This is a genomic window from Vibrio sp. Y42_MX_L11, from assembly GCF_024181785.1.
Lineage (GTDB): Bacteria > Pseudomonadota > Gammaproteobacteria > Enterobacterales > Vibrionaceae > Vibrio > Vibrio diabolicus.
This window is the reverse complement of record NZ_JAMZAP010000013.1, coordinates 78,061-93,211: the sequence shown is the minus strand read 5'-3', so window position 1 is coordinate 93,211 and position 15,151 is coordinate 78,061. Positions and strand designations below refer to the sequence as shown.

The 15,151-nt window shown below is 43.2% G+C and carries 13 protein-coding genes; 9 read left to right on the top strand and 4 right to left on the bottom strand.

Features of this window, described 5'->3' with window-relative positions; all coding sequences use genetic code 11:
• The first annotated feature begins 145 nt into the window (after positions 1-145).
• The 3 genes from NL643_RS14400 (at position 146) to NL643_RS14390 (ending at position 2,268) form a co-directional block, all read left to right on the top strand.
• On the top strand, positions 146-601 hold the full coding sequence (locus NL643_RS14400) for an Lrp/AsnC family transcriptional regulator (RefSeq protein WP_005396378.1): 456 nt from the start codon (positions 146-148) through the stop codon (positions 599-601).
• A 42-nt stretch (positions 602-643) separates the two neighbouring features.
• On the top strand, positions 644-1,558 hold the full coding sequence (locus NL643_RS14395; RefSeq protein ID WP_065646227.1) for a LysR family transcriptional regulator: 915 nt from the start codon (positions 644-646) through the stop codon (positions 1,556-1,558).
• Between the two features lie 95 nt (positions 1,559-1,653).
• On the top strand, positions 1,654-2,268 hold the full coding sequence (locus NL643_RS14390) for a LysE family translocator (protein WP_048624827.1): 615 nt from the start codon (positions 1,654-1,656) through the stop codon (positions 2,266-2,268).
• A gap of 144 nt (positions 2,269-2,412) precedes the next feature.
• Here NL643_RS14390 and NL643_RS14385 read toward each other — a convergent pair whose 3' ends face one another.
• The gene (locus NL643_RS14385) at positions 2,413-2,634 is read right to left on the bottom strand and encodes a hypothetical protein (protein ID WP_005397748.1); all 222 of its coding nucleotides are present in this window, start codon (positions 2,632-2,634) and stop codon (positions 2,413-2,415) included.
• Positions 2,635-2,874: 240 nt separating this feature from the next.
• Positions 2,875-4,308 carry a glyceraldehyde-3-phosphate dehydrogenase gene (locus tag NL643_RS14380; RefSeq protein WP_006741169.1) on the bottom strand — a complete coding sequence of 478 codons (1,434 nt, stop codon included), beginning with the start codon at positions 4,306-4,308 and terminating at the stop codon, positions 2,875-2,877.
• Between the two features lie 615 nt (positions 4,309-4,923).
• On the opposite strand from NL643_RS14380, the gene NL643_RS14375 reads away from it, so the two are divergent.
• Positions 4,924-7,560, top strand: coding sequence for an ATP-binding protein (locus NL643_RS14375; RefSeq protein ID WP_164665469.1), 2,637 nt, complete (start codon positions 4,924-4,926; stop codon positions 7,558-7,560).
• Between the two features lie 62 nt (positions 7,561-7,622).
• On the opposite strand, the gene NL643_RS14370 is transcribed toward NL643_RS14375, so the two are convergent.
• The gene (locus NL643_RS14370; RefSeq protein WP_041853085.1) at positions 7,623-8,960 is read right to left on the bottom strand and encodes an MATE family efflux transporter; all 1,338 of its coding nucleotides are present in this window, start codon (positions 8,958-8,960) and stop codon (positions 7,623-7,625) included.
• Positions 8,961-9,081: 121 nt separating this feature from the next.
• On the bottom strand, positions 9,082-9,396 hold the full coding sequence (locus tag NL643_RS14365; RefSeq protein ID WP_005373603.1) for a DUF496 family protein: 315 nt from the start codon (positions 9,394-9,396) through the stop codon (positions 9,082-9,084).
• Between the two features lie 241 nt (positions 9,397-9,637).
• On the opposite strand from NL643_RS14365, the gene NL643_RS14360 reads away from it, so the two are divergent.
• The 5 genes from NL643_RS14360 to luxQ all read left to right on the top strand — a co-directional run bounded on the left by NL643_RS14360 (position 9,638) and on the right by luxQ (position 14,968).
• The gene (locus tag NL643_RS14360; protein ID WP_031780656.1) at positions 9,638-9,841 is read left to right on the top strand and encodes a hypothetical protein; all 204 of its coding nucleotides are present in this window, start codon (positions 9,638-9,640) and stop codon (positions 9,839-9,841) included.
• Between the two features lie 165 nt (positions 9,842-10,006).
• Entirely contained in the window at positions 10,007-10,657 is a 651-nt protein-coding gene (locus tag NL643_RS14355) for a YceH family protein (protein ID WP_047008119.1), read from the top strand.
• Positions 10,654-10,974: a GIY-YIG nuclease family protein gene (locus NL643_RS14350; RefSeq protein WP_193448273.1), complete on the top strand. Its 321-nt coding sequence runs from the start codon at positions 10,654-10,656 to the stop codon at positions 10,972-10,974. Before NL643_RS14355 ends, NL643_RS14350 begins: the two co-directional genes overlap by 4 nt.
• Positions 10,975-11,294: 320 nt before the next feature.
• A complete protein-coding gene (locus NL643_RS14345) occupies positions 11,295-12,392 on the top strand; it encodes an autoinducer 2-binding periplasmic protein LuxP (protein ID WP_005397733.1) in 1,098 nt (365 codons plus the stop codon).
• A complete protein-coding gene (gene luxQ, locus NL643_RS14340) occupies positions 12,392-14,968 on the top strand; it encodes a quorum-sensing autoinducer 2 sensor kinase/phosphatase LuxQ (RefSeq protein ID WP_048624830.1) in 2,577 nt (858 codons plus the stop codon). Before NL643_RS14345 ends, luxQ begins: the two co-directional genes overlap by 1 nt.
• Positions 14,969-15,151 lie beyond the last annotated feature (183 nt).

The following is a 15,151-nucleotide window of genomic DNA, read 5'->3' as shown; positions in this document are numbered from 1 at the left end:
ATAGCATATCCAAAATCTTAATAACAAAATGATTTACTGAACCGTCAATATGACGGTTGTTTTAAATATTTCCAACAAAATGTTGGTTTCTTATGCAGTTAGAATCGGTATAGAATGAGAAAAATAAGGAAAGCTTGGTAAGTATATGGACAAGTTTGATCACAAGATTGTGGATCTTCTCCGACACAACGCTCGGCTGTCGGTGACTGAAATTGCGGATAAAGTGAACCTTTCTCGCTCTGCGGTGACGGCTCGTATTCGTAAGCTAGAACATGACAAAGTGATTCTCGGGTATCACGCTGAAATTGCCTCTTCAGGCGGGGACTCGATTTGTGCTTATTTTGCTCTAAAGTTCGATAAATCTACATCCACGTATTATTGCGAATCATATGCCGACGAACTATACAAAATCGATGGCGTAAAATGGTGCCATGCAATCAGTGGTGAAACGGATATGATGGTTTTTGTCGAAGTACCTACGATGACTCGTTTGAACGAAATCAGAGATCAAATTCAACGTTACCCAGAGCTAAGGCACCTCATGACTCATACCGTTTTAGCTGAGTTCTTTAATACGACTGGCAACCAGTTTGTGAAATAAGCATCATGGGTGTCATTATTTATTAAACCTTCTTGAGCCGGTATGTTAAACAACATCAATTTAAATCTACTTAGGTCCTTGCATGTACTTTTAGAAGAGTGTCATGTCAGCCGAACTGCAGAACGTTTGCACATTACTCAGTCTGCGGTTAGCCGACAGCTTGCACAATTGCGCGATCTGTGTGGTGACCCACTGCTTATTCGTCAAGGTAATCAGCTGATACCAACCCCGCGAGCAATAGCATTAAAATCAAAGCTTGATGCGTTACTGGCTGAGTTTGACCATTTACTCGATGACAAACCTTTTGAGCCGCAACTGTGGCAAGGCGAGCTGGTTATTGCCTCAAGTGATTACGTGGCACAATACGTTTTGCCCGATATTGCATCTCACTTAGGTGAACAAGCACCACAATTGGATTTGGCGTATCGACTGTGGCAGCTAGATTTTATCGATAAGCTTCACGAGTTAGGAATCCACCTTGCTTCTTCTATGTATCCCACTCAGCCTGAAGGTGTATCTAGCATCAATATTGGTTCTGATAAGTCAGTTTGTTTGATGAAGGCGTCTCACCCTTTAGCTGGTAAGGCTTCGATTTCTATAGAGGACCTCATCAGTCATTCGCATATTCAAGTGACGGGTGGGGGAGACAAAGACTCAAGTACCGATATGGCACTAAAAGACAGGGGGTTGATGCGTCATGTTACCTTTAAAGTGCCTTTTTTCTCTGCGGCGGTAAATCGTTTGGTCTCAAGTGAGCACTTAATGGTAGTTCCGGAGCACATTGCAAATAATTTGGCCAAGCACTGGCCTTTGGTTCATAAAGCGCTTCCTTTTGAGACACCTACCCATGAATATTGGCTGATGTGGCATCCTAAATACGACAATGATCCAGCTCATCAGTGGGTGCGAGAGCAAATCCACGCGGTGATGAAAATATCGGAATACTCCATCCATTAAGTTATGATTTTAAATCATGACTTTTATGCGAAACTTTGATTTCAAATTATAGCTCTTCAATTGATAGATTGAGTTCAAATGGAGAGAGGTTATTTATGACACTAACAGTTTGGTTATCACTTTTTACCGTGTGTTTACTCGGCGCTATGTCACCTGGGCCTAGCCTAGCAATTGTGGCAAAACATGCTTTGGCTGGTGGACGCATCAATGGTTTGGCAACGGCTTGGGCACACGCTTTTGGAATTGGCGTTTATGCCTTTATCACGCTGATTGGCCTCGCTGTTGTTTTGCAGCAAAGCCCGATGTTGTTCAAGACGATCAGCCTTGCAGGCGCGGCATATCTTGCATATTTAGGGTTCAATGCGCTGCGTTCGAAAGGCGGTGTGGCGGCGAAGTTGGAGTCAGGCGAGGAAACAACGGTAAGCCAGTCTGCTCGAGAAGGTTTTTTTATCTCGATTTTAAGTCCTAAAATTGCTTTGTTTTTTATTGCATTATTCAGTCAGTTTGTAGCGCTAGGTAATGATTTGAGCAATCAAATGATCATTGTTGCTACACCATTTGTTGTGGACGGGCTTTGGTATACCTTTATCACCCTAGTGTTATCAAGCTCTAAAGTGGTGGACAGAATTCGTTCTAAAGCAGTGTTAATTGATCGTTTGTCAGGGATTGTTCTCATGCTATTGGCACTTCGAGTGGTCGTAACCGTATAAATTTGCAAAGACAACAAAATATTAAAGGCAGCCTAGGTGTCTGCCTTTTTTGTAAAAAGCACCCTGCCATTGTAAAGACAGGGTGAAAGCAAGAAGTTTCTCAGGAGCTGTCGGGGGAGAGAAACTTATATAAATTCTATTTACTTATCGGCGAACCTCTTCGAACTCACCTTCAATAGCATCGGCTTTACCAGTATTGAATTCATACTCTTCATGCATTTCTTTCTGCATTTTCTTCACGCGCTTCTCAATACGTTTGCCTGTAATTAATGCTGCGATGGTCAACGGAATCGCAATGATCAAGCTAAAGACTAATGTAAAAAAGCCCGTAATCAGTGCCAGTGCGGTAACAATAATCCGATTCATAATCATGACCTCTCTGTAATTTATGTGTTCAGATTAATGCTGTGAACATGAACAAAACATGAATGATAGTCTTCACTTTGTCCGGAGAGTGTCAAATGAGCGAAATGAAAAAACGCCTGAGGGTGATCAGGCGTATAAACGGGGAAAAATATTAGTAATGCGCTTCGCGCTTATTATTTAGAACAAATATGAGATATTGTCCGTTACGCTATGTGGTTAACGTTGTGGAGCAAAGTTCACCTATCGAGGGAATGTTTGGTAACGAACACCCATCATTTGTTCCATACAGTGCACAACCTGGCAGCTGTAACCGAATTCGTTGTCGTACCAGATGTAAAGTACGCAACGTTTGTCTTGTGCGATAGTCGCTTGACCATCCACGACGCCTGCATGGCGAGAACCAACTAAGTCAGTTGATACAATTTCTGTTGAATCGGTGTAGTCAATCTGTGCCGAAAGCTCAGAGTTCAACGCCATTTCACGCAAGTAATCGTTCAGTGAATCACGGTCTACGTCTTCACCTAAGTTTAGGTTAGCGACTGCCATCGAAACGTTTGGTGTCGGTACGCGAATTGCGTTACCTGTTAGCTTACCAGCTAGCTCTGGCAGTGCTTTTGCTACTGCTTTAGCTGCGCCAGTTGAAGTTAGAACCATGTTCAGAGAAGCACTACGTCCACGGCGGTCACCAGAGTGGAAATTGTCGATCAAGTTTTGGTCGTTTGTGTATGAGTGCACGGTTTCGATGTGACCAGAAAGGACACCATATTTATCATTCAGCGCTTTAAGAACCGGCGTGATTGCGTTTGTGGTACAGCTCGCTGCAGAGATGATGGTGTCATCTTCTTGAATAACTGATTCATTTACACCGAATACAACGTTTTTGATGTCACCTTTACCTGGTGCCGTTAGCAGCACTTTCTCTGCACCTTGACACGCTAAGTGTTGGCTTAGACCTTCAGAATCACGCCAAACACCTGTGTTATCAACAACAAGCGCGTTGTTAATACCGTAAGCAGAGTAGTCCACTTCGCTTGGATTGTTTGCGTAGATGATTTGGATGTAGTTACCGTTAACGATCAGAGCTTTACGTTCCTCATCGATCACGATGCTACCGTTGAACTGACCGTGGACTGAGTCACGACGCAGTAAGCTAGCACGCTTCTCTAAATCGCCTTTTTTACCGCCACGAACCACAATCGCTCGTAGTCGTAGTGGGTAACCTGGGCCACTTTTCTCGATCAGAAGGCGAGTTAGTAGTCGACCAATGCGACCAAAACCATAAAGAACTACATCACGCGCTTTCAATGAAGAGTCTGCATCGCGTGCGCCATCGAGTGCAGTGATAAGGAAATCATTTAAAGATGCAGTATCGTCATGCTCATTCCAGTACTTAGTTGCCAATTGGCCAACATCGACACGACACGAAGAAATGCTCATTTCACATAGCGCTTGAATGATAGGCATTGTGTGCTCAAGTGAGAGTGGGCTGCCTGTATAACGTCTTGCAACGCGATGAGTTTTGAGAATGTCTATAGTAGTAGCATTGATAAGCGTTTTACCAAACAGAACCACTTCGATTCCTTTTTGACGATATAGCTTACCAATTAGAGGGGAAATAGATTCAGCAATCGTTTGGCTAGTTTGCCAGTCTTGGAGATATTTCTCTGGACTCATTGTTGTATTAGACCTTTCACGTTTTGGGGGCTAACCATACTCTCTGCTGTTGCCTCTTCGGCAGCGTGCAAGAGTGTGGTGGGTTATGTAATCGGGTTGTAATAGTTATGTGTGCGGATTCTAAGGTCGGAGCCCTTATTCTGCTAGGAAAATTAAATCCAGTGTAAAACACTAGTTAAGGTCGTGTTAGTGGTGAATTAATGTGACTAAAGCGGTGGTTTTCACGTATTGACATTTAAAAAGTCATCCACTTTTTTCGCGATGATAATGTGTGTTTTCAAATTAGTTTTGTTGTCACTGTGAATTCGTTTGCATTTTTGTGTGATTTGTCTCGATAAGGCAACGAAATAGGTGAACATATGGTTTGGAATTTTATGAAAAGTGATGTGCATCTTAGGTATGAGTGAAACTTCACTGTTTGTACTCAGCTTGAAGATCAAAAAGTATGATTCGAGTCACAATTACCATTTCATTGACCGATGGCGAAATAAGCGGAATGACCATGGTTTTGGTAGGTGAATGTTGTTTTAAAGTAACCATGTCGTATATGCCTTTCAATGCTAGAAACTAGTCTAGTATTAAATAATCGGATGAGATCAACCATTGGGCTGATGGATGTTGAGATTATCAATAAAAACACGCTTAGCACTCCTCGCACTATTACCCACGGTGGTGATAGTGGTTTTTGCAGTTCAGCAGTTTTCTGACAATGCGTTGCGCGTAAGCCGTCTCAATCAAACGGTAATCAATATCCAAGGTTTCCAGTTGATATCCCAAGCCTCTCACTTTATATACTCCATAGAGAAAGCACGCCGCCAGCCTACGCTTCAAGCATCAGCCGCACTTAATATAGAAGAACAAGACGGTGTTATTTCTTCCATGCATCAAAAATTCGTCAGTAACCCCAATACCGCGGAATATGCTGATGAGCTGAAAGAGGCCATGCTAGGGGTATTATCCGGTAGGTTGGACGAGATGGATGACCTTGGCGATTGGGCATTTCAACTGCTTCAAAATATGTCGCGCTCTTTGCTACAAAATCATCAGTGGTATGGCAGTGAGGACGGTATTCGAATGCAGAATTTTATTGCTTACCTTGCTCAGCTGTCTTTTTGGACACAGAAAGAAGCCTGGTTGACGCATCGCCTAGTTCAAGATCCTAAGAGTCGGTTGAGTCAGAGTCTGTTTTTTCAGGCTATTGATCGACAGCAGCAAAATTTGGATGCGTTTTTAAATTTAGGAGGGTCATACGATCAAGTTGATAAACTGCTAGGCTTGTTTACGTCGCCCAGATATCAGAGAAATTTGGCATCTCGTGGGCGATTAATGTCAGGGGACATGTCACGTAGTGACTATGAAGCGTATTTGAGAGAACTCGATTTCCGTGTGCAACGCTTGCAAGTACTCATTGATGGGTTCACGAAACAAACAGAGCAATCGCTCCTAACACAAGTTCATGAACAAAAGACCAATATTGCGATGATTACCTCTGGCGTTATTTTGGTTATCGTCATGCTTTGCTGGCTTGGCTTTGGCACTTGGTTTCGGGTTAATAGCAAACTAGATGCGATTATTCATACCTTAACGGCGCTGATCAACGATGAAGAGAAACAGACGAAAGTCAAAGTCGATGGCAGTGATGAACTGACGATTTTCGCTCAGCAAGTGAATCGAGTGGTTGAAGAAAAGCAGAGACAAACAGACGAAATACTCCATGCTAAAGAGTCAGCAGTATCTGCTAATCGCGCTAAATCAGTATTTCTTGCCAACATGTCGCATGAAATACGCACCCCCCTAAACGGTATTATGGGCATGACGGAGATACTCTCTCAAAGCGAATTATCTTCCCATCAACAAGAAGTCGTTGATGACATTGACTCTTCATCCCAAACTTTACTTACCTTGCTTAACGATATTTTGGATCTTTCTAAAATCGAATCTGGTCGACTGGAGTTGTCGTTAGTCGAGGCCGATATCCGAGAGGTGGTGTACCAGTCGATGGTTTTATTTCAATCCAAAGCCACATCTAAACAGCTAGAGCTGGGGATTAACTTAGCTGAAAACATTCCAACTCGAGTGATGGTTGATGATCATCGCATCAAGCAGGTCATCACGAATCTGGTATCGAATGCGGTCAAGTTTACCGAAAGCGGGCATATACGTGTTGATGTCAGTTATGACGAGTCACCTGAGAAAGAGCGCGGAGTACTGATGTTTAAAGTCGAAGATACCGGGATAGGTATTGAACAAGATAAGTTAACGACGATTTTTGAACCCTTTACTCAGGAAGATGAAGGGGTGTCGAGGCAGTTCGGTGGAACGGGACTGGGATTGGCAATTTGTCGTCAACTGGTATCCATGATGGGAGGGCAGCTTATAGCGACATCCACAAAAGGAGTGGGCACATGCTTTGAATTCTCTATTGAGGTTGACGTTATTCCGGTGTTTGGCTGGCGTTCGGACGTGATAAATAAAGGGCTCTTGATCTGCACAAATTACGATTACGCTGATCAACTTTTGAAAGAGTGTCGATTAGCAAAAATCAATCTCTTTGGTGCGAATAATGTTAATGAAGTAAAAGCAATAAACGATGACTTTGATGTCATATTTCTGTGCCATAGTGACGACTCCAATACGGATGAAGCCTTAGATGAATTGTCACTCAAATATGATCTTCGTCGTGTGATTATTTGTCAGCATCATCTATCCACTCCCTACGACAATGCAGAAAGAGTACATGCTGTACTCACATTGCCTTTTCTTGGCAATCGATTTAAGCATGTCATTGACGACTTAGCGAAGGTAGAAAAAACCATTTCAAGTGACACTGTCACTAATGGTCTTCCAAAGTCTGAATATCGAACATCGCGCTCTCACAGGAGGATCTTAATCGCGGAGGATAACTTGATGAATCAGAAAATCGCGAGTTTCTTTCTGGATAAAGCAGGGTATGACTATTTGATAACAAGCAATGGACAAGAAGCGTTGGAAGCCATCACAAAGGGAGAAGAATTCGATGCAATTTTAATGGATTGTATGATGCCGGTGATGGATGGACTGACCGCGACGAAAGAAATTCGTCGTTGGGAAAAGAAAGCCGGGCGTGAGAAAACGACCATTATTGCGCTCACCGCGAGTGTTTTGGAAGAAGACATTCACAACTGTTTTGCTGCAGGTATGGATGCTTATTTACCTAAGCCTTATAAATCGAATCAGCTATTTGAGCTCTTCAATGAATTAAAACTCGCCTAAATCGATAACATTTCAAGACGATAAAGCCCCAATCAAAGGGGCTTTATTTTAACCATGCATTGTTATGCGTTTGCTTGAGCGCCAGCGAGTTTACGTATGGTTTGTCGGTAGGTTAGGTAAGCGGAAATGCCCGCCAGAATGTTGCCCATACAAGCGCCTAAAAGTAGACCTCGGATTCCCCCCATTTGAGCGCCAACCCATAAGCAAGGAAGGAAAAAGACAAACAAGCGTAGCGCTGAAATGGTGAGCGCGGTGTAAGACTTACCTAATGCATTGCAAAGAGAGACCATCAACATACATACACCTAGTGAACCTAAGCTGATAGGAACAATCAGCAAATGCATTTCTAATACTTGCTCTACTTGAACATCACTGGTCATCAGTAGTGCAAGTGGGTTTGCGACGGCAAACGTAATGGCTGCGATCAAAAGTTGAAAGCCCAGAATGAATTTTACGGCAATACTGACTAGCGATTGGATATCTTGGTAGTTCTTTGCGCCAAGTAAGCGCCCGACCATTGGGGGCATAGACATTGTCAGCGCTAACACCGAAACGATAGCAAAGAATTCGTAGCGTGAACCGAGCGCCCAAGCGGCGACTGCTGCGGTCCCGAAGCTTGCCAACAACTTTGTTGCCAACATGGACGACAACGGAGGCAGCAGTTGGCTGATCATCGCAGGTCCCATGATGTTACCGATAGACGCAACACTTTTAGCTACGTTGAGGTCTTGCCACTGCGTTGTTGCCCAGTGATTCTTCTTTACGCGAGGCGCGACGACTAAAATACCAAACCCAAAAGCAACGATGGTTGCTATTGCGGCTCCGTTAATACCCAAGTCAAACGTGAAAATAAATAGTGGATCGAGCACAAGGTTCACACCGCTGGTCACCATCATCATTGTGCCAGGCAACATGGTGTTGCCGTTAGCTCGGCAAATACTGTAGTAAAAATATAAAACCGCTCCAGTCCATGAACTTAGCAGCCACCAAGGCCAGTAGCTGTCGATAATCGGCATCACAGATTCTGGAGCACTTAATAAAGATAAAATGGGGTAGCGCAAAAGCCAAATTAGCCCTCCAAAAACGGCTACACCGATTGAGCCAATCATCAAAACTAAGCCACCGAGCTGTTTGGCATAACGACTTTCATTCGCACCAAGCGCTTTAGAAATGACAGCGGTCGTGGCGATACCTAAACCGACTTGAATGCCGATAATGACCATTTGCAACGGAAGAGTAAAACCTTGAGCGGCCAAAGGTAAAACGCCGAGCTGACCGATAAATGCACTATCTACAAGCTGAAAGCTCATTAAAGATAGAACGCCAAATAGCATTGGCCAAGTCATCGTAAATAATTGTTTTGCAAGTGTTGGTTGCGTACTTGTCGTAGTTGAGGACATAGAAAGCTGAATGCGTTAGGAATAAGAGTTGGATTGATTGTACACGGCGCTTAGTTTAGAGACAAAAATAAACCCCGAGTAAGGTAGCCTTACTCGGGGTTGGAAAATCTAGCTTAAGCGTTTATTTTTTGCCGCTAGTTTGCTTGTCTTCTTCAGTCAGTTCGCGAATACGACGGCTGATGTCACGACGTGCTTTAGAGATTTCTGCACTTTTGATGATGTGGTCATCAACACGATCTTCGTAGTCTGCTTTCATATTTTTGATGATTGCGACGATTTCATCGTGAGTCATTTCTGGTTTGATGTAATCTAGAAGGTTTTCTAGAAGGTCAACACGTTTGCGGTTATCACGAACTTTCTTTTCGTTATCAAGCAGCTCACGTTTTAGTTTGTTTTTACGACGAGCTTGGTTAACGATTTCAAATACGCTACTCATAGTTCTCTTTCCTAATTTTATGAATATCTCCCTCGATTAAAGCACAACATCCAGTGGCATAACAGTCTTTAGATCAATCACAATGCAGAGTTGAACATTTCTCAACCAATTGCGATGTGTCTACATAATCACGCTTCTTTAATCGAGTTTTGGGCAACATCGTAGAATCCATCGATGCATTGTCATAACGTGGCCTTCACTATATTATCAACACCATTGAATGCAAAATGATGAACTTGATATGGACTCTGGGAACACTGCGGAGCAAGTAAGTAGTCAAGATAATGAGCAAGCCACTCGCTCTGTGGCTGAAAAGTTAAAAACAGCGTATATCAACGCTCGCGAGCAACTCGAAATCATCGAAGTTGAGCTGAATCGTTCAAAAATAATGATGGTTGATCAAGATGGCAATTTGACGAAAGTGCCAATTCTCTCGGAGCATTGATACCTGACCCGATTCGCAAAGGGTGCCAGGTCTTGCGCTATGCTTTAGCCTGACACCGACACCTGAATCGTTAACGCTTCTTGCATCTCTTTGCCAATGTATGATGCATGATTTCGAAGCGATTTAGGTACCAAGTCAAATGCAAAAATAATAAGGAAATGCATTATGAAAGTTGAGCTAACGGCAATTGAAGCACGAGTCATTGGTTGCTTGATCGAAAAAGAAGTCACCACCCCAGATCTTTACCCCCTCAGCCTAAACGCTTTAACCAACGCGTGTAATCAAAAAAGCAACCGTGATCCCGTAATGTCGCTCTCTGAGTCAGACGTTCTCGATGCCGTTGATGCTCTAATTGAGCGTAGGCTCGTCAGTGACGAAAGTGCGTTTAACAGCCGTGTTAGCAAGTATCAGCACCGTTTCTGTAATACGGAGTTTGGTGATTTAAAACTGACAGAACAAGAGAAGGGAATCGTGTGCTGTATGCTTTTGCGTGGTGCTCAAACGCCTGGGGAAATTCGCACTCGTACCAATCGTCTCGCGACATTTCATGATGTAAAAGAAGTTGAAACGGTTCTGGAGCACTTAGCAAGCGAAGATAAAGGGCCATTAGTGGTCAAGTTACCGCGTGAAGCCGGAAAGCGAGAGTCACGCTATATGCATTTGTTCTGTGGCGACGTTGACGTCTCTGAGCTAGCAGTGCCAGTGTCAGCGGCTGGCTCTAATTCTGATCGAGTCAGCCAGTTAGAGCTCGAAGTTGCTCAGCTTAAAGAAGAGCTCGATGAACTCAAAGCTAAGGTCGAGTCACTACTTTCATGATTGAAAATACAGCGCAGCGTTGGAGTGTCTATTTGATACGAAATAACCGCAATGCGCTGTATTGCGGTGTCACAAACAATGTTGAGCGAAGATTCAATCAGCACCAAACGGGCAAAGGAGCGAAAGCTTTAAAAGGAAAAGGTCCCTTGGTATTGGAGTGGTCTTCGGATTTTGATTCAAAGACGCTTGCCATGCGGGCTGAGTATTATATTAAGCAACTAACAAAAGCTAAGAAAGAGCTGCTCGTTATGTCAAAAGCAAGTATTGTCGTTGATGAAAATCAGCAGATGATGTTAGAAATGGCTTTATCGAAATAAGCGTTCGCGACATGCCGAATAACAAAGAAACCGTCCACAGAGGCGGTTTCTTTTTAGTTTTGGAGTACCATGTAAGAACAAACTGACGCATAATGGGTTGGTGTTCTGTTTAAGCACTCAGAGTATGAAAAGGAGAAATGATATTTTGTGACCTTGCAATTAGGTACACAATAAACGTTTATTCGTTCCAACTCAGACTAAGAACCAATTTATTATTGAAACAGGCACTCAGAGGAAGGTAGATTACAAGAGTAAAGGATGACTCGGCTAGGTAACGAATAGAGCTGAATTAGGCTCATAAAAAGCTAAAAGAGCAGTAGATGAAAAAAGCGTTAGTATTCTCCCTGATGTCAATGGCCACTGTCGCGCCGATAGCGCAAGCCACTCAAGTCCTCAATGGGTATTGGGCATATCAAGAATTTTTAGACCAGTTTCCAGAACAGAAGCAGTTAACGAATGCGTTGGCTGACGCCGTGCGAGAGACTCCTGTTCCGGTTGAAAGAGACAAAAAACGTCCGTTAAAAATTTCTGTGGTTTATCCAGGTCAACAGATTTCGGATTATTGGATTCGAAATATCGACGCATTTGAACAGCGTTTAGATAAACTCGATATCGACTATCAACTTAATCAAGTATTTACCCGTCCCAACGCAGATATTAAGCAACAAAGTTTGTCTTTAATGGAAGCGCTGAAGAGCAACTCCGATTATCTGATTTTCACTCTCGATACCACTAGGCATCGTAAGTTTGTTGAACACGTCTTAGACTCAAAGAAAACCAAGTTGATCTTACAAAATATCACTACACCGGTAAGAGATTGGGAGGATCACCAACCGTTCCTTTATGTTGGTTTTGATCATGCTGAAGGCAGCCGTGAGCTTGCCGTGGAGTTTGGTAAGCGTTTTCCAAAACAGAGCCATTATAGTGTGCTCTACTTTTCAGAAGGATATATCAGCGACATCAGAGGTAATACCTTTATCAATCAAGTCAACCGTGATAACAACTTTGAACTACAATCTGCTTACTATACCAAAGCGACAAAGCAGTCTGGGTATGAAGCAGCAAAAGCGAGTTTGGAAAAATACCCTGACGTCGATTTTATTTATGCTTGTTCTACAGATGTGGCGCTAGGGGCTGTTGATGCGCTGAAAGAATTAGGGCGTGAAGATGTCATGATCAACGGCTGGGGTGGCGGCTCTGCAGAATTAGAAGCGCTTTCGAAAGGGGAGTTAGACGTTACTGTTATGCGTATGAACGATGATACTGGCATTGCAATGGCAGAAGCGATTAAGTGGGATCTTGAAGGGAAACCCGTTCCAACCGTTTATTCTGGTGATTTTGAAGTCGTCACGAAATCTGATTCTCCAGAAAGAATTGAAGCATTAAGAAAACGCGCATTTAGATACTCAGACAATTGATGACAACTACATCAAAAACAAGAAAGCGTCGCTCATTGTCGACGCTTATTACGAAAATAATCATTCTCGTACTTGCTCCGATCATTTTAGGCATCTTCGTTCAGAGTTATTACTTCTCGAAGCAAATTATTTGGCAAGAAGTGGATAGAACTAAGCAACAGACGTCAGCGCTGATTCTTAATATTTTTGATAGCCATTTTGCTGCGATTCAGATTCATCACAACAGTAACTCGAAGAGTGATGTTGTTTTAGATTTTTATACAGAACGGGATGAAGAAGCTCTCAATTACTTTTTCATGAGTATTGACCAGAGTGATCCTTCTCATACGCCAGAATTTCGCTTTCTCACCGATCATCAAGGCATTATTTGGGACGATGGGAATGCGCATTTCTATGGCATCAATAACTTGATTCTCAATGGCCTCGCGAGCCAAGTGACTTTTAGCAACAATTGGTATTACCTTCCTTCACATACCCCAATGGGAACTCGCCACCTGTTACTGCGTCGTGTACCGGTTTTACAACCTAAAACCGGTGAAGTGATGGGGTATTCTTACAATGTTGTTGTTCTAGATAACAACTTCGGGTTGATGGAAAGACTAAAAAACGAAGGGAACGTTGATAATGTTGTTTTGGTGGCCAACGATACGCCACTAGCCAGCTCACTAGTCGGAGATGAAGCGTACAAGATATTTGATGTTCTGAAGCGGCGAGAGTCTCAGCAAAAGCTTGACCAGTTGTTGATCATTAAAACCCCTATCGAAGTCAATGCTGCCACGACGGATTTGTGTTTGCTAACCGTGCAAGACAATCAGAGTGTTGTGACACTGCAAATCCAGCACCTTTTGGCGATGTTGGCTTCAGTTATCGGGATGGTGATGATTGCGTTGATGACCAAAGAGTGGATTGAGAATCGAGTCGTCGAAGAGCTTGGCTCGTTGATGGCATACACTCGTTCGGCTCGTGAAGAAAAAGGGTTCGAACGATTTGGCGGATCGGATATCGAGGAGTTCGATCATATTGGTTCGACACTAGAAAACACCTTTGAAGAGCTGGAAGCGCAAAAGCGTTCATTCCGCGATCTGTTTAACTTTGCGTTATCGCCGATTATGGTGTGGTCAGAGTCTGGCGTACTCATCCAAATCAATCCGGCAGCCCGCAAAGAATTGGTCATGGAAAACGACATTGAAACCATGCACCCAGTATTTAAAGGCTTCAAAGAAAAGTTGATGCCGCACCTGCGAATGGCAGCTCAAGGAGCCACGTTAACTGGCGTCAATGTACCAATTGGAGACAAGGTATATCGTTGGAACTTATCGCCGATTCGAGTGGATGGTGATATCAGCGGTATCATTGTTCAAGGTCAGGATATTACGACGCTTATTGAAGCGGAAAAACAAAGTAACTTGGCACGCAAAGAGGCAGAAAAATCCGCCCAAGCACGTGCCGATTTTCTGGCTAAAATGAGCCATGAAATCCGAACGCCAATCAATGGCATTCTGGGAGTTGCTCAGTTATTAAAAGACTCGGTCGAAACGGAAGAGCAGAATAACCAAATTGATGTACTCCGACATAGTGGTGAGCACTTACTTGCTGTTTTGAATGATATTTTGGATTTTTCGAAGATTGAGCAGGGTAAGTTTAATATTCAAAAGCACCCGTTTTCGTTCACTGACACGATTCGAACGTTAGAAAACATTTATCGTCCAATTTGCGAAAATAAAGGCGTTAACCTTGTCATTGAAAACAAGATTGATCCCAATGTTGAAATCTTTACTGACCAAGTTCGTCTGAACCAAATTTTATTCAACTTAGTCAGTAACTCAGTTAAGTTTACCCCCTCGGGCAGCGTACGCTTGCATGCTGAACTGGAGCAGTTCTACGGCGCCGAAAATAGTGTGTTGGTAGTGGAAATTACGGATACGGGCATCGGCATAGAACCTGATAAGCTCGACCAAATGTTCGAACCTTTCGTTCAAGAGGAAGCAACGACCACTCGAGAATACGGTGGCAGTGGCTTGGGACTGACCATTGTGAAAAGCCTCGTCGATATGCTGGAAGGTGACGTTCAAGTACGTAGTCAAAAAGGTTTAGGCACGACCTTTGTTATTACAATGCCAGTGAAAGATCGTGAGCGAGTGCTCACCCCTCTTGATTCAAGCTTGAGAGTTAAACCTGGTGAGTTATTCGCAGAGAGTCTAAAAGTACTGTTGGTAGAAGATAACCATACTAATGCCTTCATTCTCAAAGCATTTTGTAACAAGTACAAAATGCAGGTTGATTGGGCAAAAGATGGATTGGAAGCGATGGAGTTCTTAAAAGATCATACTTACGATTTGATTTTGATGGACAACCAACTGCCGCATCTTGGAGGAATTGAAACAACCAAAGAGATCCGACAGAAGCTGAAGTTAGGCACGCCAATTTATGCTTGTACTGCCGATACGGCGAAAGAAACCAGTGATGCGTTTATGGAGGCGGGCGCGAATTACGTATTGCTCAAACCGATTAAAGAAAATGCGCTGCATGAAGCCTTTGTTGACTTCAAGCAGCGATTCTTAATTGAACGAACGTGATGAACTCATTCGCTATGAGCCTTAATTGATAATTCAATCGCTCACTAAACCGAAAAGCACAACGCCATAACTTAGGGTTGTGCTTTTTTGTATCTCAATGCTTCACTTGTTGATAAGCCAGGAGTGCTGATATCACCTTTAGTGTCGTATATCACTACTATTACAACCCAAGTACTACGTTGC

Coding starts and splice junctions, on each gene's coding strand:
- NL643_RS14365 (WP_005373603.1), bottom strand. CDS start 9,396: ATGAGTAGCGTATTTGAAATCGTTAACCAAGCTCGTCGTAAAAACAAA.
- NL643_RS14400 (WP_005396378.1), top strand. CDS start 146: ATGGACAAGTTTGATCACAAGATTGTGGATCTTCTCCGACACAACGCT.
- NL643_RS14360 (WP_031780656.1), top strand. CDS start 9,638: ATGGACTCTGGGAACACTGCGGAGCAAGTAAGTAGTCAAGATAATGAG.
- NL643_RS14350 (WP_193448273.1), top strand. CDS start 10,654: ATGATTGAAAATACAGCGCAGCGTTGGAGTGTCTATTTGATACGAAAT.
- luxQ (WP_048624830.1), top strand. CDS start 12,392: ATGACAACTACATCAAAAACAAGAAAGCGTCGCTCATTGTCGACGCTT.
- NL643_RS14370 (WP_041853085.1), bottom strand. CDS start 8,960: ATGTCCTCAACTACGACAAGTACGCAACCAACACTTGCAAAACAATTA.
- NL643_RS14355 (WP_047008119.1), top strand. CDS start 10,007: ATGAAAGTTGAGCTAACGGCAATTGAAGCACGAGTCATTGGTTGCTTG.
- NL643_RS14385 (WP_005397748.1), bottom strand. CDS start 2,634: ATGAATCGGATTATTGTTACCGCACTGGCACTGATTACGGGCTTTTTT.
- NL643_RS14345 (WP_005397733.1), top strand. CDS start 11,295: ATGAAAAAAGCGTTAGTATTCTCCCTGATGTCAATGGCCACTGTCGCG.
- NL643_RS14375 (WP_164665469.1), top strand. CDS start 4,924: ATGTTGAGATTATCAATAAAAACACGCTTAGCACTCCTCGCACTATTA.
- NL643_RS14390 (WP_048624827.1), top strand. CDS start 1,654: ATGACACTAACAGTTTGGTTATCACTTTTTACCGTGTGTTTACTCGGC.
- NL643_RS14380 (WP_006741169.1), bottom strand. CDS start 4,308: ATGAGTCCAGAGAAATATCTCCAAGACTGGCAAACTAGCCAAACGATT.
- NL643_RS14395 (WP_065646227.1), top strand. CDS start 644: ATGTTAAACAACATCAATTTAAATCTACTTAGGTCCTTGCATGTACTT.